This window comes from Mangrovimonas yunxiaonensis (assembly GCF_000733475.1).
GTDB classification, from domain to species: Bacteria; Bacteroidota; Bacteroidia; order Flavobacteriales; family Flavobacteriaceae; genus Mangrovimonas; species Mangrovimonas yunxiaonensis.
Genome location: NZ_JPFK01000007.1, coordinates 511,528 through 536,250 on the forward strand (window position 1 = coordinate 511,528; position 24,723 = coordinate 536,250).

The window sequence follows — 24,723 nt, forward strand, 5'->3', positions numbered from 1 at the left end:
GCGTTTCAGGCTGCAAAGATACACTTTTATTTGGGAAGTGATTTTTTTCGCTAAAAAAAGCTAAAAAATCACTTTGCTTTATAAATAAAAACTACTGATGATAAGCTGCGTTATGCGCTAATGCGTTACCACAGCTGCTGCAATTTCCTGCACTGCCAGATCCGCCACTACAGCCGTTGCTACAGGTGTAATGCCAAAGTCCGGCAGCATTTTGTCCAGATGGGGTGTTTGTAGGTGTGGCAAAAGGACTTGACGATGTGTTTGTTGGCGCGGCTTTTTGAGTGTTATGATAAGCTGGGTTATGTGTTAAGATGCTTCCGCAAACCGAACACATTCCTGCAGAATTTGATCCGCTATTACACCCTTTATCGCAGGTGTAATGATATACAATGTTTTTGTTTTCTGTTGTATTGGTTTGTTTAGGCTTGCTGGGTGTTGTTGCTGTTGTTTTGGTGCTTTCTTCTTTAGGAGCAGCTGTTTTAGCTTCGTCCTTACATGAAAAAAAACTGGTTAAACAAAGGCATAATACTATAAAGGTTTTAAAATATTTCATAAGGCTATTTTTTGTGAGTGGAAATATAAGACTTATTTTTTTCAACTTAAGGCTTTTTAAGTATTGTTATTTAACGAGGGTGTTAGTGGTTGTTTAAAAATGCCACTAATTTAGAGACGGCTTTTCCGCGATGTCCAATACGGTTTTTTTCTTCTAAAGATATTTCGGCAAAGGTTTGGTTGTAGCCCTCGGCTTTAAAAATAGGGTCGTAACCAAAACCGGCGTTACCATATTTTTTTGTAGTGATTTCGCCTTTGCAAATACCTGTAAAGGTGTGTGTTTTGCCGTTTAAAATTAAAGCGATAACGGTTTTAAACTGTGCGCCTCTATTAGGCTTGTTGTTAAGGTTGTCAAGTAGTTTTTCCATATTGTCGTTGGCGTTGCGTTGTGGCCCGGCATAGCGAGCAGATAACACTCCAGGGTCGCCATTCAAAGCCTCAACCTCTAGGCCTGTATCGTCTGCAAAACAGTCGTAACCATAGTGTTGTTTTATGTATTCTGCCTTTTGCAGGGCGTTGCCAGAAATGGTGTCTTGAGTTTCAGGAATATCTTCTAAGCAGTTAATGTCTTTTAGTCCCAACAGTTTAATGTTGTTCGGGATAAGCTGTTGTACTTCTTTAATTTTATTGCTGTTGTTTGTGGCAAAAACAAGTGTCATGGCATGGTTATTTTGCATGTTAAGGGACAAAGATAAAAACCCTGTTTGGCTTCTGCCTTTTTTTGATAAAAAATTGGATTAACTATGACAATTTTCATGTTTTATTCCTATTTTAAGGTCTAATTTTGATAATATAATTAATAACCCAATAACCTATTGAATTATGACTGTAAACATAAGATACGTCAATATGGACGCGAGTGAAGCGCTTACCGCTTATACCGAGAAGAAGTTAGCGCCTTTAACCAAGAAGCACGATTTTTTAATTACTTGTGATGTTGCTTTTAAGCTAGATAACAACCACAAAGACCAAGGACATATTTGCAATATGGAGCTTAGTCTCCCTGGTCCACGTATTTTTGCCACTTCGACCGAGAAAAATTTTGAAATGGCCGTTAAAGAGACCATTAGCGATCTTGAAAAGCAGTTAAGTAAGCGCAGGCATACGTTTCAAACCCACTAACGGTGGTGGTATGGCTCATTTCTTAAAATAGTGAAGCCACGATATAGCTGCTCGATAAAAAAGAGCCGTATCATTTGATGGGAAAAGGTCATTTTACTTAATGACAGTTTCCCATCACTTTTATTATAAACCTCTTGCGAGAAACCGTAGGGGCCGCCAATAACAAATACCAGCTGTTTAATTCCAGAGTTCATGTGTTTTTGAAGGTAGGATGAAAATGCCTCAGAAGTCATGTGTTTGCCATTTTCATCTAATAAAATCAAAACATCGGAAGCTGAGACTTTGGAAAGTATTTGCTCGCCTTCCTTTTGTTTTTGTTGGGCTTCGCTTAGGTTTTTAGCGTTTTTAATGTCGGGAATGATTTCAAATTCGAATTTAATGTAAAACCCCAGCCTCTTTTGGTAATCTGCCATTAGGGTTTGTAGGTTTTTATTATCGGTTTTTCCTATGGCAATAAGTTTAATGTTCATAATTTAAAAGCAGTGGGTTAAGGTGTTGGGGGTGAATTGTGTTTTAAAAACACCCAAGGCTTTTTTGCCGTGTATTAGGCTGTTCTTCCAGTCATTTTTAAACGTGCTCCAATCGGATTGTTTTAAAATTTGATCGATTTGATTGTCGGACAAATGGCTGCCTAAAAGCATAAACTCGCCATCAGGCTTTAAAATAAGGGCGCAATTGTCTTGTGCAATTTTAAAGAACAAGTTTTTAAAAAGCCCGCTGTCTTTTAACCAAACGTCTGAGTTGAAAAGGGGCTCAATGTTTGGAGGATTAGGTTGATACATGCTGTAAAACGCAACGGGATAATCGGCTTCTAACTGTTGCTTGCACTTTTTGGCAGATACTTCTAGGTGTTTTATTTGTTTTTTTACCCGTCTAGGTCTATGGAGCGAATTACTGGTGGTACTACCTTTAAAAAGCTTTTCCTTTGGGGTTAACCCTAGTGTGTTTACGTTGTCGGTATATTTAATAATGATTGTTGAACCTTCGGGAATGGCCTTGTTACTATCCCTGATGAGTACTTTTTTTATTTGTTGAAAATGGGTTTCAGAAATTTCACCAAACTTGTAGCGATAAAGGATTTTCTGGATAATTAACCCCTCGCTACTGTAGGTTAAACACTTAAACATAATGTTATTGCACTTTTCTTTAAACGCTTGTTCCGAAATTTCATTCATATGTTCATCAAGGTAGACTTCTTGCTGCGAGAAGATTATGGTGCTTGTTAGAAGAAATAAAGCGCTTAGAATGTATTTTTTTAGATGCATTGAAAAAGAATAATTAAAAATGCTATATTTTTATGGTATTCAAAATAACAAAAAAAATGATTTCCGAAGCGCAATTTAATAAAGAAATAGATCTCATTATAGCCAATGCCGTTAGGGAGGATGTTGGCGATGGCGACCATAGTTCGCTAGCGTGCATTCCTGAAGATGCTATGGGCCAAGCCAAGCTGCTGGTTAAGGACGAAGGCATTATTGCAGGAGTAGAGTTTGCCAGAATGGTTTTTAAGCATGTTGATAAACGACTGAAAATGAAAACGTTTATAAACGATGGCCGCAGCGTAAAGTACGGAGACGTGGTGTTTTATGTGCAAGGGCCATCGCAAGCCATTCTAAAGGCAGAGCGATTGGTGCTTAATGCCATGCAACGCATGAGTGCTATTGCCACCAAAACCAAAACGTTTGTAGATGTTTTGGAGGGCACCCAGACCCAAATATTAGATACCCGAAAAACAACACCAGGCATACGCGCACTAGAAAAATGGGCCGTAAAAATAGGAGGAGGCGTAAACCACAGGTTTGCCCTTTACGATATGATTATGCTTAAGGACAATCATATCGATTTTGCTGGAGGTATTACCAAAGCTATAAGCAAAACCAAACAGTATTTGTTAGACCATGAAAAAGATTTGAAGATTATTGTTGAGGCCCGCGATTTGGATGAAATAAAAGAAATCTTGAAGAGCGATGGTGTTTACCGAATATTAATCGATAATTTTAATTTTGAAGATACTAAAAAGGCCGTTCAGCTTATTGGTAACAAATGCCAAACCGAATCGTCTGGCGGGATTACCTTAAAAACTGCTAGACAATATGCCGATTGTGGGGTAGATTATATTTCTTCAGGAGCATTAACGCACTCGGTTTACAACATGGATTTAAGTTTAAAAGCGGTGTAATCTATGACCAAGCCTATTGAGGACAAACTAAAAAAAATACCTCTTGTTAATCTTGTTGTTAGGTTTTTTAAGGAAATTAAACTGCCGGGTTTCGAGGGCTTGTCCTTGTACGACCTTCTGGAGCTGTACGTATTGGGTATTGCTAAAGGCGCTTTAACCACACGTGCCAGCGCTATAGCATTTAGCTTTTTTACAGCCCTGTTTCCGTTTTTGCTGTTTGTGCTTATTATTATCCCGTACATTCCTATCGATGATTTTAAGATAGAATTTTTAAGGTTTTTAAATTCCTTTTTACCACCAAGTACGTCAGATTTTTTCTTTCACAATATTTTCGAGAATATAGACAGTACCCAACGTGGCGGTTTACTTTCATCGGTGTTATTGGTATCGGTTTTTTTAATGGCCAACGGGATTAGTGCGGTATTTTCCGGGTTCGAAAACTCGTACCACGAGCAACTGTCTAGAAATGTGGTAAAGCAGTACCTGTATGCTTTGGGGGTTGCCTTAATTTTGGCATTCTTATTAATACTAACGGTTTTGGTTTTGGGGTATTTTCAAATTTATGTTATTGGCAATTTAGAGAATTATGGGGTGGTTAAAAATGTAGATACCTGGATGATTTTAGCAAAATACGGCTTTTTTGTACTCATGGTTTATCTGGCCACGGCCATACTGTATTATTTTGGTACTAGGGAAGGGAAGGCTTCCAAGTTTTTTTCGATTGGTGCGGTATTAACCACGGTTTTAATTATTGTTAACTCTTATTTGTTTGGTATTTATATTGAGAATTTTTCCAAGTATAATGAGCTGTATGGCTCCATAGGGGCATTGCTTATTCTACTGTTTTACCTTTGGCTTAATTCCAATATGTTGCTTTTGGGATACGAACTTAATGCCTCTTTAAATCGTTTGCGTAAGATTAACGAAAAAAGTATTTTTTAATATGGCAAATTTTATAGATGTCATATTGCCCATTCCGGTTCCCAATACGTTTACGTATTTGGTTTCACCTGCCGAAGCCCAATTTTTAGCCCCAGGAATTAGGGTGTCTGTACCGTTTGGAAAAACCAAAATTTACACCGCTTTGGTTTACCAAATTCATAACACCCCGCCAGAAGTGTACGAGGCTAAGGAAATCCATCAAATTTTAGACGACACCCCAATAGTTACTAAACAACAACTAGAATTTTGGCATTGGATAGCCGCCTATTATATGTGTGCGGTGGGCGAGGTTATGCGCGCCGCGTTGCCTAATGCTTTTTTGTTGGAGAGCGAAACGGTTATTAGCCTAAAACAGGGTGAAGCTTTTAACGCCCATGATTTAAAGGATGACGAGTTTTTAATTTATGAAGCGCTTCAGCACCAAAGCTCGTTAAGCATTCATGAGGTGTCTCATATTTTAGATAAAAAGAATGCTCTTCCAGTTATTAAGCGTTTGTTAGACGGGCATGTTGTTGATGTTCAGGAGGAAGTGTACGAGAAGTATAAGCCCAAATTGGTACGCTATGTTAAGTTTCCCGAACGGTTACAAACAGAAGCTGCCCTTAGAACGGTTCTGGACGAATTAAACCGAGCACCAAAACAGCGAGAGGTGGTTTTAGCGCTATTCTCTTTATTGGCTAAATCGCAAAACCCTATAAAACTTAAACAGCTTACCGAAGCGAGTAAGGCTTCGCCAGCCATTATTAAGGCTTTAATAGACAAGGATATTTTCGAGGCGTATTATTTGCAAATGGATCGGGTGCAATTTACAGGTGAAAAAAGCGCCGATATAAAAACATTAAACCCGCAGCAAAAGCAGGCGCTACAAGAAATAAACCAAGCTTTTAGCGCGCAACGCCCAGTATTACTTCACGGTGTAACATCTTCGGGCAAAACGGAGGTTTATGTTAAATTAATTCAAGAAATCCTGGCGCAAAAATCGGGGCAAGTACTGTTTCTGGTTCCAGAAATAGCTTTAACCACGCAATTGGTAAACCGATTGCAAGGGTATTTTGGCGAGGAAGTTGCGGTTTTTCATTCAAAATACTCAACCAACGAGCGCGTAGAAGTCTGGAATCAGGTGTTGGAAGGTTCGCCAAAGGCAAGAATAATCTTAGGCGCGCGTTCGGCTGTATTGTTGCCTTTTAATGATTTAAGGTTAATTGTGGTCGATGAGGAGCATGAGCAGTCGTACAAACAATTTGACCCGGCACCCCGATACCATGCACGCGATGCAGCCATTGTTTTGGCTCGGATGTTTAAAGCCCATATTTTAATGGGTTCTGCAACCCCTAGTTTAGAGAGTTATTACAATGTTCAGCAGCATAAATATGCTTTGGTTGCCCTAAAAACAAGATACAATAATGTATTAATGCCCGAAATAGAGCTTATAGATATTAAGGACAAGCATAAACGCAAACGTATGACCGGGCATTTTAGCGATCGTTTAATCGAAGCTATGGAAGAAGCGTTTAAGGCTGGTTTTCAGGTGATTTTATTTCAAAACAGAAGGGGTTTTTCGCCCATTGTAGAGTGTGTTAGTTGTGGGCATTCGCCCCAATGTCCTAATTGCGATGTAAGTTTAACTTACCATAAGTTTAAGGGGCAATTGCGTTGCCATTATTGCGGGTATTATGCAGTTATGCCCAAAACATGCGAGGCTTGTGGTAGCCCAGAGGTAGATACGAAAGGCTTTGGAACCGAACAGGTAGAAAAAGAAATTCAGGAGCTATTTCCAGAGGTTAAAGTAGGGCGGATGGATCTGGATACCACACGTGGAAAATACGGTTATGAAAAAATTATCACGGCCTTCGAGCAGCAAGAGCTGGATGTTTTAGTAGGCACACAAATGCTAACCAAGGGGTTGGACTTTAGGCATGTGAAACTTGTAGGGATTATGAATGCCGATAACATGTTAAACTTCCCGGATTTTCGAGCCCATGAGCGCAGTTTTCAGCTGATGTTGCAAGTATCGGGTAGGGCAGGCCGTACAAAAGAAAGAGGTAAAGTGCTTATTCAAACCTATAACCCGAACCACAACATTCTTCAGCAAGTGTCGACCAATGCATATGATGAGATGTTTAAAGAGCAAATGGACGATAGGCATAATTTTAAATACCCGCCTGTTTATCGGCTTATTAAAATTACGTTCAAGCACCGCAACTACAACAAGGTAAACGAGGGGGCAGATTGGTATGCAAAATCTTTACGCATGGTATTTAAGGCGCATGTTTTGGGGCCTGTGTTTCCGCCAGTTTCCAGAATACGCAACCAATATATAAAGCACATTTTGGTAAAAATACCTCCGGGGCAATCTTTGGCAAAAACAAAAGAAGCTATTGTTAAGATTAACAACAGCTTCATGAGTGTTAAGGTATTTAGGTCAGTTAGAGTAATATTAAATGTCGATAACTATTAAATTTTAAATGTTATTTAAAGCGTCAACAAGTTGTGTTTTCTTGTTTCGGCTTAGCGGAATTTCATAAGCGCCAACTTCTACATTTTTACTGTTAAACCTGTCAATTTTGTCAAGATTTACAATGTAGGATTTGTGGATTCTTAAAAACTTCCCTTCTGGTAGTTCTTTTTCAAAGGCTTTCATGGTAGAAAGTACAACAAGGCTGGTTTCTTCGGTAACCAATTTCACGTAATCGCCAAGAGCTTCAATCCATTTAATGTCTTTAATATAGACCTTACGTTTTTTTAGGTTACTTTTTACAAAGATGTGTTCGCCCTCGCTCTCGTTAAAGTCCATTTTTAGCTTGTGCTGCTCAATGGCTTTATCTACTGCTGTATTAAAACGTTCTTTGGTAATGGGTTTGTGCAGGTAATCGGTGGCGTCGTAGTTAAATGCTTTAAACGCATATTCGGTTTTACCAGTTACAAAAATAATTTGGGGCTTGTTGTTCAAGACATCCAAGAGCTCGAAGCCGTTAAGCACGGGCATTTCAATGTCGAGAAAAATCAAATCGACCTTATGGTTGTTCAGGCCGTTTTTGGTTTCAAGGGCGCTGTTGTATTCAGCAATTAGGTTAAGCGCCGGATGGGTTTCAATTAATTTAACAATTGAAAGACGCTGTATTGCTGAATCGTCAACTACTACACAATTTAGAGTCATAACATTAATATTTCGGTTAAGGTATCGACAATAGTACGAATAATTCGGTTAAAAACCAAAAAACATCGTTAAAATACATGTTTTAACATTTTTTTAACACTGGTAAATTGGGGAATATAATTCGGAGTTTTGTTGTAAGATATAAATAAAATAATTATTTTTGCACCCATTTTAACATTAAAATAGATTTTAACATGAATCATTATGAAACTGTTTTCATCTTGAATCCCGTTTTATCTGAAACACAGATAAAGGAAACAGTAAAGAAATACGAAGATTTTCTTGTTTCTAAAGGTGCAAAGATGATATCGAAAGAAGATTGGGGCTTAAAAAAATTAGCCTACCCAATTCAAAACAAAAAAAGTGGGTTTTACCACTTGTTTGAGTACACTGTACCTGGAGATGCGATTACGCAATTAGAAGTTGAGTTTAGACGTGACGAGCGTTTTATGCGTTACTTAACGGTAAAATTAGACAAGCACGCTGTAGCTTGGGCTGAGGAGAGAAGAAAAAGAAACAAACAAAAAGCTTAATTATGTCAACATCTATTGAACAACAAGCAAAAGGAAAAAAAGACGGTGAGATTAGATACCTAACACCGCTTAACATTGAGACCTCTAAGGACAAAAAATACTGTCGTTTTAAAAAGTACGGTATTAAGTATATCGATTATAAAGATCCAGATTTCTTATTGCAATTTGTAAACGAGCAAGGTAAAATCTTACCACGTCGTTTAACTGGAACATCATTAAAGTATCAAAGAAAAGTATCTGTTGCCGTTAAAAGAGCGCGTCATTTAGCGTTAATGCCATACGTGACAGATTTATTAAAATAAAATATCATAACAATGGAACTTATATTAAAACAAGACGTTGAGAATTTAGGATTTAAAGACGATATTGTAACAGTTAAGAACGGTTATGGTAGAAACTTTTTAATCCCTCAAGGACAAGCTGTTTTGGCTACAACTTCTGCAAAAAAGGTGTTGGCCGAAAACTTAAAGCAAAGAGCTTTTAAAGAAAAGAAGGCTATCGAAGAAGCAGAAAAAACTGCCGAAGCGATTAAAGCATTAAGCATTAAAATTGCTGCAAAAGCAACCGAAGGCGCTTCTGCTGGAGACAAGTTATTTGGTTCGGTAACCAAATTAAACCTTGTTGAGGCTTTAGAAAAAGAAGGGCACACCGTTGATAAGAAATTTATCAGCATTGTTGGTGGTAGCATAAAACGTTTAGGACTTTATACTGCTGGTGTTCGTTTACATCGCGAGGTAACCTTCGATATCGAGTTTGAGGTTATTCCAGAAAACTAAACAACAATTTCTATATAAAAAGCCTCAACCTGCGTTGGGGCTTTTTTTTTAGTTTAAGAACAGATAAATCATTTTTTAATATTAATCATTTCTCCCTTTTAGGGAGATTAAGAGAGGCTTTATGAAATACGCAAGACTCACCAAAGAACAGTTTGAAGAATTAAATAAAGAGTTCATTAATTTTCTGGCAACCCAGTCTATTACAGCCGATGAGTGGCAAGATATAAAAGCAAACAAACCCGAAGTGGCCGAAGAAGAACTGGACGTGTTTAGCGATTTGGTGTGGGAAGGCGTTTTAAAACAGGTAAATTATGTCGAGCATATATCGCCACAGCAAATGCATCTGTTTTACTTTGCCGAAGACCACATGCATGCCATAGCCATAAAACTAAGCAATGGCATTGATATTACAACAAACGCTGGCTACGATTGGCTGCGTGAAAACTTAATGGATGACAATGTTGAGTTTCTTCAAGCCAAAAAAGACTATTCAGACGATAGAAATGCAGACAAGTTCGAGCTTATAAAACAAGGCGGGACCATTACAAAAGGCGATTTGTTTACCTATTTTAACAAGTTGATAAATTAATTTGTTATCGCCTTCGTTCCGTTAGATTTGTGATTTCCTTCGTAGGCAGGAATCCATTTCAAATTAAAACGATATTTTTGTTAATTAGTAACTAAAAAAGAGATTCCTGCTTTTGCAGGACGTTAGTATGGCACAAAAACCAAGCATTCCAAAAGGCACCAGAGATTTTAACCCAGACCAAGTTGCCAAGCGCAACTACATTTTTAACATCATACAAACCCAGTTCGAGCGGTTTGGATTTCAGCCTATAGAAACCCCGAGTTTTGAAAACTCCGAAACTCTAATGGGAAAGTATGGTGAAGAAGGGGATCGGTTAATTTTTAAGATATTAAATTCTGGCGATTTCTTAAAGAAGGTAGAAGAACCACTTTACACCGAAAAGGACGCCGTGAAATTAACGCCTAAAATTTCCGAGAAAGCCTTGCGTTACGATTTAACCGTACCCTTTGCACGCTATGTGGTACAGCACCAAAACGAGATTGAGTTTCCGTTTAAGCGCTACCAAATGCAACCGGTTTGGCGTGCCGATAGGCCGCAAAAAGGCCGCTTTAGGGAGTTTTACCAATGCGATGCCGATGTGGTGGGAAGTACATCACTTTGGCAAGAAGTTGAATTTGTACAGCTATACGATGCGGTATTTACAGCCTTACAGCTGGAAGGTGTTACCATAAAAATTAACAACCGTAAAATTCTCTCAGGAATTGCCGAGGTTATTGGGGCTAGCGATAAGTTAATCGATTTTACCGTAGCTTTAGATAAGTTAGATAAAATAGGCGAGGAGAAGGTAAAAGAGGAGATGCTTTCAAAAGGGATTTCTGAAGCAGGGATAAATAAACTCCAACCACTCTTTGAGTTGCAAGGCGATTTTGCTTCGCAAATAAAACAACTACAAGATATTTTAAGCGCTTCTGAATCAGGGAAAAAGGGCATTGAGGAACTTCAGTTTATTAATACGGCCATTACCGAAATAGGATTGCAAACTGCTAGCTTACAGCTTGATGTTACTCTGGCACGCGGATTAAACTACTATACTGGAGCTATTTTTGAAGTCGCTGCTCCTAAGGGTGTAAAAATGGGCTCGATTGGTGGCGGTGGAAGATACGATGACCTAACGGGTATTTTTGGTCTTAAAAATATGAGTGGCGTAGGCATAAGCTTTGGTTTGGATCGGATTTATTTGGTTTTGGAGGAATTGAACCTTTTTCCGGATGCAGTAAATAAGAACATTAAAGCCCTGTTTATAAATTTTGGCGATAAAGAAGCCCTGTATGCCATGACAGCAATTAAGCAGCTGCGTGAGCAAAATATTAATACAGAACTTTACCCTGACACGGCTAAAACGGGCAAACAAATGAAGCATGCCGATAAAAGGCAAATACCGTACGTGGTTTTGGTAGGTGAACAGGAAATGGCAAATTCAGTATTTACGTTAAAGCATATGGCATCTGGCGAGCAGAAGCAATTGGACATACAGGGGCTTATAGCAGCACTGTCTTAAACGTAGGATGATAAATACAAAAAAGGTCTCGATTTCTCGAGACCTTTTTTTATGTAAAGCATGGTGTTTAATTAACTATAATTTTCTTGGAAATAGAACCTCCCGATTTGGTGTCTACTTTTACAATATATCCACCTTGAGAAACTCTGGTAACAGGGATTTTAATCTCGTTTCCAAACGTTTGATTATCGTTGTTCCAGGTCATTACAGTTTGTCCTAATATTGAAATAAGGGTCACCTGTTTAACGTTTACGTTGGTTGGCGTTTTAATTAAAATTTCGCTAGAACTGTTTAAGTAGTTAACCACAATCTGCTGGGTGTCAAGATCGGCAACAGACAGCGAGTTATCGGCAGTAAACGTTACAAAGTACCTGTTGTTGTAGGTGCCAGCCGTTAAGTTAAACGTGTACGGCATGTTGTTTATTTGGTGGTAGCTATCTTCAACAGCATCGTAAATAAACACATCAATATCATCGTCAAAATGCTCTAGGCTTTCTAGGTCAATTTCAACAGTATTGTTGTTTGCCAACACAACCTTCAGTGGATACATGTTTTCGTCGTTAAAGGCGTTTACCCCTTGTATGACGTAGGATTTGTTATCGATAACAAAAGAGACATCGCTAGGGAAGTCGTCAATGTTTTCAGCATCATAACCATAATCAAAACCTGCCGATGCGTTGCTGTTAGGTATAAACCCTAATAGCAAGTGCCTTTTAGAGGTGTTTTGTTCATTGGTTCCTATTTTGGCTGTTAGCCTAATAAGTTGTTTGTTAGAAGCCGGCATGCTTTCTGAGGAAGCCTGCGCGGTATTATTAGTTGTTCTAGCAAATATGGATACGTTAGGGTCGGTCTCGGTTCTAAAAATTCTTTGAGAGTTGTGAAACCTTACTTCACCTCCAGGTGTTGTGTCGGCCCCTATAAAGAACCCTTGTCCTACGGGTATGTATTGTGTAGGTGTTAAAGAGGAAGACCCTAAACCACTAATCTCGTAACCATCAACAGTAATTGGTGGGGTAACGGGTGGGATGCCTTCGGTTAGGTTTCTTACGGCATATCCCCCTTGATAATCTGCTAGGATGTGCGTGTTGTTTGATGCATAATGCACCCAGAAATATAAGGATCCTTCAATACTGCCTGAGGTATCAGGATTGGCATCAGAAGGTGAGCCATCAGGATTTGTATCCGGGATATTATCCTTAATAAAGGCATCGGCATCTACGGCAGAAGGATAGGGGTTCCCGACAAGAAGGGAGTTTCCGTTGGGAAGGTTGTTGTAAATAATAGAGCCGTTGTTTGGCTTACCAACAAACACATAGTTTTGGACGTCTGTAACCGGGTCGCCAACGCCACTACCTTTCATGGTATAGCCTAAACCGGGACTTAGTGTGCCGTTTTCAGTAAGATGATCCCACTCTGAATAGGTGTTAGAGACACCATAAAACGCATAGATCCATCTTCTAGTTATGGTTATTGGGTTTGTTGCGCCAGTAGCATTATGTCCTCCAATCCAAGCGATATTTTGAGGGGTGTTGGTATTACTGCCATCGCGTAAAATACCTGAAATACTAAATGGGGTGTTGTTGGCAGAGGTGTTAATGGTACTTACAGGCGAACTCCAGTAGTTGTAGTTGTATAAATTACTGGTCCCTTGTTGGTCACGTTCCAGCTTTCCGCCACTTGAAACATCCAAGATGCTATTTTGGTCTTGTAGCAGTTGGGATTCGCCAACTAGATCTATATCGCCGTCAAGTAGCAAATAATGGGTAACGCGTAAACTTCTTCCTAAATTGGTTTCGTCTTGTGTACTTCCAGGGTCTGCAATGGTTAATTCCTTGTTTGCTGTTTCTGATAGTAAGCCTAAAACAGTTATGTTCTTGTCTCCAGAGTTAATGTCGTGGTTGGTTCTAACAATGTTCCAATCGATTGGAGTGTCATCAATACCATTGCTGTTAGGGGTATCCCAAACACTAAAGTGGGTCCAAGTATCATCATCGGTCCAGTTTTGATTGTCAACTCTTGAGGTATAAGGTAAGGGTGCTGTTTGATTTTGATTGGAGAAAATATTCATCAATCTACCCTCGGCACCTTTATTTGCTGCTAGCGCGCCACATCCTTTATCCATTCTGTAATAGCCATTAAGATTGGCCCAATTTAAACCAGGGATGTCAAGGGGTATAACTTCACCACGTACAGCACCGGCATTATCGCGAATTTCTTGGTTCATCATCATTCTTATTTGGTCTACATTTAGTGCTGTATTCCATATTCTTACTTCATCTATCCAGCCATGAAAGTTTTTGGTTGAATTGTTGTCTGGGCCTGCAACGTTATCGACAGCGCCTAAAATACATTCAGTTGTAGCAGGTGTTGTTTCAGGAGGATTTACTGAGCCACTTATTGTTCCCACATCAATACCATCAACATACAATTTATAGGTGCCATTAAAAGTGACCGCTATATGGTACCATCTGTCTGTGCCAATTTCATAGTTTGAAGTTATGTTTCCGTTTCCTGAAGGGGAGTACCAATTAAACTGTACAAGATGGTCTACAATGCTGAAGTCGTAACCTGCATTGTTAACCGAATCTATCTTTTTGGATAATACAGTTCTTGTTTCGTTAGTGCTATGTGGTTTTACCCAAGCTTCTACACTAAAGTTAGAGTTTGCATGTAAATCTTTTAAATCATAATTATCTTCAAACGAGATGTAATCGTTAGAGCCATCAAAATCTATGTTATCACAGTTGTTTACAACAACATCTATTGTGCTGGGGCAGCCTGCAACGGTCCATGTTAACCTATAAGTTCCTGGGTCAGCGGTAAATGTTGAATTGGGTTCGCCAGGATTGGAAAATGTGTAGTTGTTGCTGCAAGGGTTTGATAGTGGTTGTGCAGTCCAAAATCCATTTTCGCCAGTACCTGGGTAATCGGTATCGCCATTAGCTAATACAGGCAATTGGTAGTTAGAATCCCATGCTCCATTAGCATGGTTTTGTAAGGCTGTTAATCTATTGTCGTAGGCATTTAATTGAACAATATCTCCGCCGCAATCACTGGAAATTTGCGTATAATTTTCGCCCGCATAGGATAAACTGGCACTTACGTTAATAAACTCAGTTCCCTCATCTCCATCAGAGCGACAACCATTAATTAAAGAGGTAACACCATAGGTTTGTATTCCAGGCGTAACAGGCGTAATTGTTGTTGTTGATCCTGTAGTAACAACAACACCGTTTTCGTCAGTCCATTCAATCACTTCATCTACAGGAGCTTGAGGGATAGTAATATTTTCTAATGCCCAAGCACTATTAGCTGTTCCATGGTACGTAAACTTAACTCGCAAGCCAACACGACCAATATAATCTTGGAGGTCAATAGAAACATGATTATCAACATAGGTTTGAGGTCTTCCATTACATCCACTAGGGCCGCCACCACCAAATCCTTCGTCGCCGAAAGTAGTACTGCTTGGGCCTGTGTAATTATATGTAGGTCCTGGATCTAAAGTTATTGGGTAGGTAGCGCCATCATCTAGTGATAATTCAATTTTCACCCAGGCACCAGCCTCTAAAAAATAAGCCTGATCAAACTCTAAAGTAGCTGTTGAAAGCCCTAGTGTATTAAATATTGGAGTTTCTAGAGTTGTTAACGGAGTTATTGTATGATTTGGGCTGTCATATGGTGGAATACCACTTGCAATTCCAAATTTGTCGCCTTCAGGTGAATCATAACATTTATTGTTAAAATTTTTAGGGCCATTAGTACCTTTCCAATAAGTGTCATTTCCAGTATTTCCGCTTGCATCCCAAGCTGCCATACCATCAACTAGCCAACCTAAATTATTAAGGTTTGAAGTATTAAATAGGCCTCCTTCAGTTAAGTCAGGATTAATCCCAAACTCACTTTGTGCCACAACTGTTATGTCGTTGCCTAAACAAATATTTAAATCACCATGATTAATAATAGTTGGAGGAATATCTGGTGGAATAACAGCTAAGTATACTATGTTTGATCTTGCTTCGCAACTACCAATAGCAATTACAGCTCTTATTAAAGTAGTTTGTGTTATAGGAACAGAAGTATATGTTGTATTTGTTGTATTATTTGAAGGAAAATTCCAACTAATCCCACCGTCAGTAGAAACCTCATAACCAATAATATTTCCTGAATAACCACTTAAATTTAGTAAAGCATATTGAGGTTCATCAGGACAGGCTGTTACTTCTATAATATTAGAGTCAGGATTTGTATTAATAGGGTTTCCACTTCCATCAACTAAATGACCAATCAAAGTTCCTCCTGTAATGGTTGGACTTGTTACGGTAACGGTTGCTGTACAGGTATCAAAATTCCCTCGGTCATCTGTTACGGTTAGGGTTATTACGTTTGGTCCTATATCGGTACAATCAAAGGTTGATTGGGATAAGGTATAGGTTAAATTGCCTACATTACAATTGTCGGTAGATCCGTTATTGATTTGCGATGCCGTTATACTGGCTGTACCTGTGGTATCGCTAAGTGCCACCGTTATATTTTGGCAGTTGGCAACAGGGTCTACAGAATCATTAATAAAAACGGTTTGTGTGGCTGTATCCTCATTTCCATTCCCATCATTAAATGTCCATATAATGTAATACAGGCCTTGGGCAGTATAGGTTAATGGGGATGAAGTTGTGCCGGTTATCACACCACCACAGTTATCTGTTGCTGTAGGCACTGGTACAGTGGCGCTACATTGCTCTTCAATCGTAGATAAGGTTGGTATAACGGGTGTTATGTTATCTTCCACGGTTACCACAGCTATACAGGTATCGGTGTTCCCTACAGCATCGGTTACAGTTAAGGTAACATTGTTGTTTCCTAAACCTGAACAGTCAAAAGCAGTTTGCGAAGCCGAAAGGGTTACTGAGCCACAGTTATCCGAAGAGCCATTATTGATGTCAGCGGCTACGATGGATGCATTTCCAGCAGCATCTAATTGAATGGTTATGTTTTGGCACACAGCATTTGGGTTTTCATCATCTACCACAGTAACATCAAAAGAGCAAGTAGCCGTACGACCAGCGGCATCAGTAATTACAAAAGTATTAGCAGTCGTTCCGACAGGGAACTGACCACCGGACGCGATACCCGCTGTTTGCGAAAGCGTAGCACCAGGGCAGTTATCATCAGAAGTAATGCTGTATGTTACAGTAGCAGAGCACTGTCCGCTATCTACAGACACGTTGTGCATATCACCAGGACATGAAATAGTAGGGTTTTCATCATCTACGACAGTAACATCAAAAGAGCAAGTAGCCGTATGACCAGCGGCATCAGTAATTACAAAAGTATTAGCAGTCGTTCCGACAGGGAACTGACCACCGGACGCGATACCCGCTGTTTGCGAAAGCGTAGCACCAGGGCAGTTATCATCAGAAGTAATGCTGTATGTTACAGTAGCAGAGCACTGTCCGCTATCTACAGACACGTTGTGCATATCACCAGGACATGAAATAGTAGGGTTTTCATCATCTACGACAGTAACATCAAAAGAGCAAGTAGCCGTATGACCAGCGGCATCAGTAATTACAAAAGTATTAGCAGTCGTTCCGACAGGGAACTGACCACCGGACGCGATACCCGCTGTTTGCGAAAGCGTAGCACCAGGGCAGTTATCATCAGAAGTAATGCTGTATGTTACAGTAGCAGAGCACTGTCCGCTATCTACAGACACGTTGTGCATATCACCAGGACATGAAATAGTAGGGTTTTCATCATCTACGACAGTAACATCAAAAGAGCAAGTAGCCGTATGACCAGCGGCATCAGTAATTACAAAAGTATTAGCAGTCGTTCCGACAGGGAACTGACCACCGGACGCGATACCCGCTGTTTGCGAAAGCGTAGCACCAGGGCAGTTATCATCAGAAGTAATGCTGTATGTTACAGTAGCAGAGCACTGTCCGCTATCTACAGACACGTTGTGCATATCACCAGGACATGAAATAGTAGGGTTTTCATCATCTACGACAGTAACATCAAAAGAGCAAGTAGCCGTATGACCAGCGGCATCAGTAATTACAAAAGTATTAGCAGTCGTTCCGACAGGGAACTGACCACCGGACGCGATACCCGCTGTTTGCGAAAGCGTAGCACCAGGGCAGTTATCATCAGAAGTAATGCTGTATGTTACAGTAGCAGAGCACTGTCCGCTATCTACAGACACGTTGTGCATATCACCAGGACATGAAATAGTAGGGTTTTCATCATCTACGACAGTAACATCAAAAGAGCAAGTAGCCGTATGACCAGCGGCATCAGTAATTACAAAAGTATTAGCAGTCGTTCCGACAGGGAACTGACCACCGGACGCGATACCCGCTGTTTGCGAAAGCGTAGCACCAGGGCAGTTATCATCAGAAGTAATGCTGTATGTTACAGTAGCAGAGCACTGTCCGCTATCTACAGACACGTTGTGCATATCACCAGGACATGAAATAGTAGGGTTTTCATCATCTACGACAGTAACATCAAAAGAGCAAGTAGCCGTATGACCAGCGGCATCAGTAATTACAAAAGTATTAGTAGTCGTTCCGACAGGGAACTGACCACCAGACGCGATACCTTCTGTTTGCGAAAGCGTAGCACCAGGGCAGTTATCATCAGAAGTAATGCTGTATGTTACAGTAGCATAGCACTGTCCGCTATCTACACACACGTTGTTCATATCACCAGGACATGAAATAGTAGGGTTTTCATCATCTACCACAGTAACATCAAAAGAGCAAGTAGCCGTACGACCAGCGGCATCAGTAATTACAAAAGTATTAGTAGTCGTTCCGACAGGGAACTGACCACCAGACGCGATACCTTCTGTTTGCGAAAGCGTAGCACCAGGGCAGTTATCATCAGAAGTAATGCTGTATGTTACAGTAGCATAGCACTGTCCGCTATCTACAGACACGTTGTTCATATCACCAGGACATGAAATAGTAGGGTTTTCATCATCTACCACAGTAACATCAAAAGAGCAAGTAGCCGTACGACCAGCGGCATCAGAAATTACAAAAGTATTAGTAGTCGTTCCGACGGGGAACTGACCACCAGACGCGATACCTTCTGTTTGCGAAAGCGTAGCACCAGGGCAGTTATCATCAGAAGTAATGCTGTATGTTACAGTAGCATAGCACTGTCCGCTATCTACGGATACGTTGTCCATATCACCAGGACATGAAATAGTAGGGTTTTCATCATCTCCCACAGTAACATCAAAAGAGCAAGTAGCCGTACGACCAGCGGCATCAGTAATTACAAAAGTATTAGTAGTCGTTCCGACAGGGAACTGACCACCAGACGCGATACCTTCTGTTTGCGAAACTGATGCACCCGCACAATTATCGTTAGAAGTAATGCTGTATGTTACAGTAGCATAGCACTGTCCGCTATCTACAGATACGTTGTCCATATCACCAGGACATGAAATAGTAGGGTTTTCATCATCTACCACAGTAACATCAAAAGAGCAAGTAGCCGTACGATCAGCGGCATCAGTAATTACAAAAGTATTAGCAGTCGTTCCGACAGGGAACTGACCACCAGACGCGATACCTTCTGTTTGCGAAACTGATGCACCCGCACAATTATCGTTAGAAGTAATGCTGTATGTTACAGTAGCATAGCACTGTCCGCTATCTACAGATACGTTGTCCATATCACCAGGACATGAAATAGTAGGGTTTTCATCATCTACCACAGTAACATCAAAAGTAATATTTATAGGAGTTACACCATCAGTTGTCGAAAGCGTTATGGTTTGTACAGTTCCAACACCGCTAATAAGTGTCCCGATAGCAGGTGTTTGTGTTACGGTAGGTGTAACGCAATTGTCGGTAGCTGTAGTTAACCCTGTATAGTCGGGAATAGAAAATTCGCAATTGGCATCGGTATTTTCATTTCTATTAGCCACAGGAGAAAGCGTAGGCGCTTCATTATCGGTAATGGTAACGGTAAAGTTGTCTGACTCTTCAGTGGGCAATCCGCGATCTGCTGTATAGGTTATGGTTGTTATTCCTACAGGGAAGTTGTAATTAGGAATGGTATTAGTGCCATTGTCTATTACAGCGCCAGTCATTTCCCACTCAAGTGTGATGGTGCTGGGATCGTAGGTGGGTGTTAAATCGGCCGAAGCAACGGTGGCCCCACATGTGCCAATCGTATTGTTCTGGGAGACATCTGTAGGACAAGCCAAGTTGAGCACTAAGGGTCTAAACGAGATGTATTTGGCCAAATAGTGCTGGTTGTTTTCTAAAGAAAGGTTGGCGATTTGGGAATTTTTGGTTGTGTTATAATCAAGGAATTCCCCATCAAATCCGCTAGGCGTTGTTGCAGCGTAGGTACCCCAAATAACGACAAGAAGTAGTTGAAAAAAGTAGTATTTCCTCATAATTTACTAATAGATTAGTATTAACAAAATTGTTTAATCTTTAAATTGGATTAATTGACTTATTGTTTTGCTATTAATCAGTCATTAGAGGGAGTTCGAAGCAAAACTAACTGTTAACGGGCAACTAATTTAAAAAACTCGACAAACTACTTTTTTATTAGTTGTAGTCTAAAAAATGGAGCCAGTTGTAACGGCTTTACTTTTACATCGTACCTAACAAATATAATTATTATTTTTAATGGTGAAACAAATGGATGAAAAAAAAGTGCTGACAATCAGTGTGTTTTGCTTGTTTGGGGCTGTTTTTTCCGTTTTAGACCATAATTGCCTGTTATGCCAAACTACTTCTTTCATACTTAATCCATACACTAGCCATACCGAAGCCATACTTAAGCTATACAAGACGTGAGACGTGAGACGTGAGACGTGAGATGTGAGATGCCCCGTCCTAAAATAACTATACAGGCTGCTACACGATACCATCTTGTTATGTATGAGTTATTTGTTATTTGGCACGCGATACACTTGTACTGGGTTTATTGAGGTAATCGTGCGGTAGTGGGGGGGGGTATTACGGATGCACAGCTTAGAAATATAATTAAGTATTTTTTAGTTAAAAGTGTTAAAATGTAAAAATAAACATAAATAAAAATCCTTATTTGTTACATTTGTGGTAAATTAAATAGGTTAATGATTTTTAAAGGGCTTATTCCAGAGCATAGAATTATAGAAAGATTGCGGTATGAAAATCCTTGGTGGGTAACCAAAACCATCCCCGAAGTCTTTAAAATAATGTCAAAAAGACTTTATTTCGATTTGTTTTTGCCTTTTGTGACGGAAGAAGTGGTAAAACGCGCTGTCGTACTAATGGGGCCGCGTAGGGTGGGGAAAACAGTGATGCTTTTTCATTGCATTGATAGTTTGCTTGAGCAAGGTGTAGATCCGCAGCAGTTGTTTTTTGTGGGTATTGATAATCCTATTTATGTCAATCTTGGGTTGGAAGACATTTTATTGTTGTATCAAAAAGCAATGAATCTCGATACTTTTAAGGGTTGTTATGTCTTTTTTGATGAAATTCAGTACTTAAAGGATTGGGAAAGGCATTTAAAAGTATTAGTAGATTCGTATCCAGAAACTAAATTTATTGTCTCAGGTTCTGCTGCGGCAGCTCTTAAATGGTATAGCACAGAAAGTGGCGCAGGCAGATTTACAGATTTTTTGTTGCCGCCTTTAACCTTTCAAGAATACATTCATCTTAAGAAATTAAATCATTTAATGTATGATGATGTCATTGAATATGCTAATAAACCTATTGCATACAGCCTTACACACGACCTTAAAGAGTTGAATAAAGAATTTCTCAACTATATTAATTTTGGTGGTTATCCAGAAGTGGTATTATCAGAAAGAATACAGTCGGATATGGGGCGCTTTGTAAAAAATGATATTGTAGACAAAGTACTTTTAAGAGATTTACCCAGTTTATATGGTATACGAGACGTGCAAGAGCTCAATCGCTTCTTTACTTATCTAGCGTACAACACTGGTAATGAATTTTCTTATGAAAGTATGGCGCAAGAAAGTGGCATTAAAAAAGATACCCTAAAAAAATATTTGGAATATTTAGAAGCCGCCTTTCTCATAAAAGTACTTAATAAAGTAGGTATTAATGCAAAACGACTAAAACGTGTAACCAAGTTTAAAGTGTATCTCACCAATTCGTCCTTGCGTACAGCCTTGTTCTCGCCAGTTTCTGACACTGACCCAGAAATGGGCAATATGGTAGAAACCGCCATACTTTCACAGTGGATGCACTGTGAGCAGCTAGACCTTACTTATGCGCGATGGAAAGAAGGCCGTGGCGAAGGTGAGGTAGATTTAGTATTGGTAGATGATAAAAGCTATAAGCCTGTTTGGGGTGTGGAAATAAAATGGAGCGATCGCTATTTTGATAAAATTAAAGAACTTAAAAGTTTAAAAAACTTTTGCCAAGAAAATAATTTAGAGGCTGCCGTAGTGACCGCTATTAATAAAATGGGTGTGCAAGAATTAGAAAGCGTAAAACTCACTTTTATTCCCGCCTCGGTTTATACTTACAACGTAGGGCAAAATACATTACAACAAAAAACACTGTAGAATTATATGTAGTTCCTCCCGATACCGCACGATTACTTTAATAAACTCAGTACAGAAGTATTGTGTGGTTTCCTTACTTATACCAAATGTTGAACCACTACAATATGATTAACAAGCCCTTGCCAGCCAGCATAGGCTATGGTGCTACTGTACCCGTCATCTTTCCGGTTTAAAAGCAAAAAACAATAATGGTAGTGGGTTTTATGTGTTTTCACTTTCCCCAAGTTTAGGCCATAAAAAAAGTCCTGTACTTTCGTACAAGACTTTTATTGCTGTAGCGAGACCGAGATTTGAACTCGGGACCTCTGGGTTATGAATCCAACGCTCTAACCAACTGAGCTACCTCGCCATATTTCCTGCGAAAGCAGGAATCTTAATAGCACTTCCTAGTATGCCCTAAAAAGTGGCTGCAAATATAAAAACAAATTTGATTGAAGCAAACATAAACCGTCTAAAAAATTTAAAAAATAGTTTTAAAACTAATTAATTAATCTATATATTGAGCAGATAAATTTTTATTTTAGAATATGGACGACAAGATTAAATTTGAAATGGAATTTCCCATTCATGCCTCACCGCAACTGCTTTACCAATATATATCAACGCCTTCGGGATTATCAGAATGGTTTGCCGAAAACGTAAACTCCAGAGGCGAACTTTTTAAATTTATTTGGGACGGTACCGAGGAGCAGGCCAAACTATTAAGTAAAAAAAGTGGCGAACGCGTTAAATTTAGATGGTCGACCGATGAGGATACCTCGTACTATTTTGAAATTAAAATTCAAGTCGATGAGATTACCAAGGACGTCTCTGTTATAATAACCGATTTTACAGAAGAAGATGAGGTTGACGAAGCTAAAATGCTTTGGGAAAACCAAATCTCAGATTTAAAGAAAGTCTTGGGTTCTGTTTAAGAAGTTTCAACAAAGTTACCATATATTTGCAAATCCCGATTCTTTCGGGATTTTTTTAGAGACTTACTTATGATAAATTTTAACGGCACGGTTACCAATAACACAACAACCATAGCGTACAACAATAGAGGCTTTGCCTATGGCGATGCACTTTTTGAAACCCTTAGAGTTGTACATGGTAAAATACTTTTTCTGGAAGCTCATTACTTTAGGCTTATGGCCTCGATGCGTATTTTGCGTATGGAAATTCCTATGAACTTCACCATGGAATTTTTTGGCGAAGAAATCATGAAGGCCATAACAGCCAACAAGCTATCCGAAACTTCGGCCCGTGTTAAGGTTACAGTATATAGGGGGGAGGGCGGACTTTATTTGCCCACAAGCAAAACCGTAGGCTATGTTGTTTCGGCCACACCTTTGGCCTCAGATTTTTACCTGCTGGACGATAGCACTCCTTATGAAGTCGATTTGTTTAAGGATTACTACGTATCTCCAGACCTGCTGTCTACCCTAAAAACAACCAGCAAGGCCATTAATGTTATTGGCAGCATTTACGCCAACGAAAACGACCTAGATAACTGTTTGCTAATAAATACCGATAAGCATGTTGTTGAAGCTTTAAATGGCAACCTGTTTTTGGTAAAAGGCAACACCATTAAAACACCACCAATATCCGATGGCTGCCTTAACGGGGTTTTAAGAAAGCAGTTGCTAGAGGTTATAAAACTGTTGCCCGATTATACACTTACAGAAGCTTCGGTATCGCCTTTCGAGCTGCAGCGTATGGATGAAATGTTTATTACCAACGTAATAACCGGCATTCAGCCCATTACAAAATACCGCAAAAAGACGTATACTGTAAATGTGGCCAAACAGTTGTTGCAAAAATTAAATGTAAAAGTTAGGTTGGCTAATTAAAACTCGGGTTTTCCGGGGCATTAGACCAAATGCTATATTCGCCACCCAGCTCTAGCATTTTTTCTTTCCAAAACGAGTGGTAGTCTTTTTCTATAATGGCTTTTTTGTAGATGTTTTCTGCAATAACCCAAGAGTTTAGTTTAAGCTCTTCGTTTAATTGGTTGGTAGACCAACCAGAATACCCAAGAAAAAACTTAATGTCGCGGCTGGTGAGTTTTTTGTTTAGGATAAGTTCTGCAACCTGATTAAAATCGCCACCCCAATAAATGCCCAAAGAAATTTCTATGCTGTTGGGGATAAGTTCGGGAACCTTATGAATAAAGTATAGGTTGTCCTGTTCTACCGGACCACCGTTATAAATATGAAAATCTGCTGGAACAGATGGAATAATATCGCCTAGAGTAAAATCGAGGGGTTTGTTTAAAATAAATCCTATGGAACCTTCCTCAGAATGATCAGCCAAAAGCACGATAGACCTGTTAAAAGAAATGTCACCAATTATGGAAGGTTTGGCGATTAATAAATTACCCCTTTTTGGCTGAAGTGTTATCATACGGGTTGGGATTAATATTCTAAAGCTAATAAAAAATTGTTAAAAATCAAATCTAAAAAAACGATAATTAAAAAAGCCTTCTGTTTTGTGAGAAGGCTTTTTAATGATTTTCTTAATAAAACTAAGGCTTAGTTTACAGCGTTAGATAAATCTGAACCTGCTTTAAACTTCACTACGTTTTTAGCTTTAATCTTTATTGTTTTTCCAGTTTGTGGGTTTCTTCCTTCTCTTGCCGCTCTTTTAGAAACTGACCAAGAACCAAAGCCTACTAAAGAAACTCTATTTCCTTTTTGTAAAGCACCTTCAATTTCAATTAGCATACACTCTAAAGCTTTTTTAGCAGCAGCTTTTGTAATTCCAGCGTGTTCTGCCATTGCATCGATTAAATCTGATTTGTTCATAAATTTAAAATTTAATTATTAATACATT

General features: G+C 39.4%; 21 protein-coding genes and 1 tRNA gene. 12 read left to right on the top strand and 10 right to left on the bottom strand.

Going from position 1 to position 24,723, the window contains the following annotated elements:
• Positions 1 to 91: 91 nt before the first annotated feature.
• Together IA57_RS09730 and IA57_RS09735 are read right to left on the bottom strand one after the other, a co-directional pair.
• Positions 92 to 553 (bottom strand): hypothetical protein, encoded by a 462-nt coding sequence (locus IA57_RS09730; protein WP_036122615.1) that lies wholly within the window; start codon positions 551 to 553, stop codon positions 92 to 94.
• An 82-nt stretch (positions 554 to 635) separates the two neighbouring features.
• Positions 636 to 1,211 carry a non-canonical purine NTP diphosphatase gene (locus IA57_RS09735; RefSeq protein WP_036122618.1) on the bottom strand — a complete coding sequence of 192 codons (576 nt, stop codon included), beginning with the start codon at positions 1,209 to 1,211 and terminating at the stop codon, positions 636 to 638.
• A gap of 163 nt (positions 1,212 to 1,374) precedes the next feature.
• Here IA57_RS09735 and hpf point away from each other — a divergent pair, with 163 nt between their 5' ends.
• Positions 1,375 to 1,674, top strand: a complete 300-nt coding sequence (hpf, locus tag IA57_RS09740; protein ID WP_036122621.1) for a ribosome hibernation-promoting factor, HPF/YfiA family — start codon at positions 1,375 to 1,377, stop codon at positions 1,672 to 1,674.
• On the opposite strand, the gene rlmH is transcribed toward hpf, so the two are convergent.
• Positions 1,671 to 2,144, bottom strand: coding sequence for a 23S rRNA (pseudouridine(1915)-N(3))-methyltransferase RlmH (rlmH, locus tag IA57_RS09745; RefSeq protein ID WP_036122624.1), 474 nt, complete (start codon positions 2,142 to 2,144; stop codon positions 1,671 to 1,673). The genes hpf and rlmH overlap by 4 nt on opposite strands.
• Positions 2,145 to 2,147: 3 nt before the next feature.
• A complete protein-coding gene (locus IA57_RS09750) occupies positions 2,148 to 2,849 on the bottom strand; it encodes a hypothetical protein (protein WP_131505682.1) in 702 nt (233 codons plus the stop codon).
• Between the two features lie 146 nt (positions 2,850 to 2,995).
• Between IA57_RS09750 and nadC the strand changes: the two genes are divergently transcribed.
• Genes nadC through priA form a run of 3 tightly spaced genes read left to right on the top strand, consistent with a single transcriptional unit; the run spans position 2,996 to position 7,253 of the window.
• Positions 2,996 to 3,853 carry a carboxylating nicotinate-nucleotide diphosphorylase gene (nadC, locus tag IA57_RS09755; protein ID WP_036122631.1) on the top strand — a complete coding sequence of 286 codons (858 nt, stop codon included), beginning with the start codon at positions 2,996 to 2,998 and terminating at the stop codon, positions 3,851 to 3,853.
• A 3-nt stretch (positions 3,854 to 3,856) separates the two neighbouring features.
• The gene (locus IA57_RS09760; RefSeq protein ID WP_036122634.1) at positions 3,857 to 4,795 is read left to right on the top strand and encodes a YihY/virulence factor BrkB family protein; all 939 of its coding nucleotides are present in this window, start codon (positions 3,857 to 3,859) and stop codon (positions 4,793 to 4,795) included.
• 1 nt (position 4,796) lies between these two features.
• Positions 4,797 to 7,253 carry a replication restart helicase PriA gene (gene priA / locus IA57_RS09765; protein ID WP_036122637.1) on the top strand — a complete coding sequence of 819 codons (2,457 nt, stop codon included), beginning with the start codon at positions 4,797 to 4,799 and terminating at the stop codon, positions 7,251 to 7,253.
• Positions 7,254 to 7,256: 3 nt separating this feature from the next.
• On the opposite strand, the gene IA57_RS09770 is transcribed toward priA, so the two are convergent.
• Positions 7,257 to 7,952 (bottom strand): LytR/AlgR family response regulator transcription factor, encoded by a 696-nt coding sequence (locus tag IA57_RS09770; protein ID WP_036122639.1) that lies wholly within the window; start codon positions 7,950 to 7,952, stop codon positions 7,257 to 7,259.
• A 194-nt stretch (positions 7,953 to 8,146) separates the two neighbouring features.
• On the opposite strand from IA57_RS09770, the gene rpsF reads away from it, so the two are divergent.
• The 5 genes from rpsF (at position 8,147) to hisS (ending at position 11,348) form a co-directional block, all read left to right on the top strand.
• Positions 8,147 to 8,485: a 30S ribosomal protein S6 gene (gene rpsF / locus IA57_RS09775; RefSeq protein WP_036122642.1), complete on the top strand. Its 339-nt coding sequence runs from the start codon at positions 8,147 to 8,149 to the stop codon at positions 8,483 to 8,485.
• A gap of 2 nt (positions 8,486 to 8,487) precedes the next feature.
• The gene (gene rpsR / locus IA57_RS09780) at positions 8,488 to 8,787 is read left to right on the top strand and encodes a 30S ribosomal protein S18 (protein ID WP_036122644.1); all 300 of its coding nucleotides are present in this window, start codon (positions 8,488 to 8,490) and stop codon (positions 8,785 to 8,787) included.
• Between the two features lie 12 nt (positions 8,788 to 8,799).
• Positions 8,800 to 9,261 (top strand): 50S ribosomal protein L9, encoded by a 462-nt coding sequence (gene rplI, locus IA57_RS09785; protein ID WP_036122648.1) that lies wholly within the window; start codon positions 8,800 to 8,802, stop codon positions 9,259 to 9,261.
• A 121-nt stretch (positions 9,262 to 9,382) separates the two neighbouring features.
• The gene (locus IA57_RS09790; protein ID WP_036122649.1) at positions 9,383 to 9,850 is read left to right on the top strand and encodes a DUF6495 family protein; all 468 of its coding nucleotides are present in this window, start codon (positions 9,383 to 9,385) and stop codon (positions 9,848 to 9,850) included.
• A 127-nt stretch (positions 9,851 to 9,977) separates the two neighbouring features.
• A complete protein-coding gene (hisS, locus tag IA57_RS09795; RefSeq protein ID WP_036122651.1) occupies positions 9,978 to 11,348 on the top strand; it encodes a histidine--tRNA ligase in 1,371 nt (456 codons plus the stop codon).
• Positions 11,349 to 11,415: 67 nt separating this feature from the next.
• On the opposite strand, the gene IA57_RS12590 is transcribed toward hisS, so the two are convergent.
• Positions 11,416 to 19,773 carry an HYR domain-containing protein gene (locus IA57_RS12590; RefSeq protein ID WP_036122654.1) on the bottom strand — a complete coding sequence of 2,786 codons (8,358 nt, stop codon included), beginning with the start codon at positions 19,771 to 19,773 and terminating at the stop codon, positions 11,416 to 11,418.
• Between the two features lie 690 nt (positions 19,774 to 20,463).
• Here IA57_RS12590 and IA57_RS09805 point away from each other — a divergent pair.
• The gene (locus IA57_RS09805) at positions 20,464 to 21,909 is read left to right on the top strand and encodes an ATP-binding protein (protein ID WP_036122657.1); all 1,446 of its coding nucleotides are present in this window, start codon (positions 20,464 to 20,466) and stop codon (positions 21,907 to 21,909) included.
• Between the two features lie 77 nt (positions 21,910 to 21,986).
• Here the strand turns inward: IA57_RS09805 and IA57_RS12640 are convergent, their stop codons facing one another.
• Together IA57_RS12640 and IA57_RS09810 are read right to left on the bottom strand one after the other, a co-directional pair.
• The gene (locus IA57_RS12640) at positions 21,987 to 22,124 is read right to left on the bottom strand and encodes a hypothetical protein (RefSeq protein WP_160171690.1); all 138 of its coding nucleotides are present in this window, start codon (positions 22,122 to 22,124) and stop codon (positions 21,987 to 21,989) included.
• A 60-nt stretch (positions 22,125 to 22,184) separates the two neighbouring features.
• Positions 22,185 to 22,258: transfer RNA gene (locus IA57_RS09810), tRNA-Met, on the bottom strand.
• Positions 22,259 to 22,436: 178 nt separating this feature from the next.
• Between IA57_RS09810 and IA57_RS09815 the strand changes: the two genes are divergently transcribed.
• Together IA57_RS09815 and IA57_RS09820 are read left to right on the top strand one after the other, a co-directional pair.
• A complete protein-coding gene (locus IA57_RS09815) occupies positions 22,437 to 22,823 on the top strand; it encodes an START-like domain-containing protein (protein WP_036122659.1) in 387 nt (128 codons plus the stop codon).
• Between the two features lie 69 nt (positions 22,824 to 22,892).
• Complete coding sequence (locus IA57_RS09820) at positions 22,893 to 23,741, top strand: aminotransferase class IV (RefSeq protein WP_036122661.1); 849 nt, start codon at positions 22,893 to 22,895, stop codon at positions 23,739 to 23,741.
• Here IA57_RS09820 and IA57_RS09825 read toward each other — a convergent pair.
• Together IA57_RS09825 and IA57_RS09830 are read right to left on the bottom strand one after the other, a co-directional pair.
• A complete protein-coding gene (locus tag IA57_RS09825) occupies positions 23,734 to 24,294 on the bottom strand; it encodes a YqgE/AlgH family protein (RefSeq protein ID WP_036122664.1) in 561 nt (186 codons plus the stop codon). The genes IA57_RS09820 and IA57_RS09825 overlap by 8 nt on opposite strands.
• A gap of 128 nt (positions 24,295 to 24,422) precedes the next feature.
• The gene (locus IA57_RS09830) at positions 24,423 to 24,695 is read right to left on the bottom strand and encodes an HU family DNA-binding protein (RefSeq protein ID WP_036122667.1); all 273 of its coding nucleotides are present in this window, start codon (positions 24,693 to 24,695) and stop codon (positions 24,423 to 24,425) included.
• Positions 24,696 to 24,723: the final 28 nt, after the last annotated feature.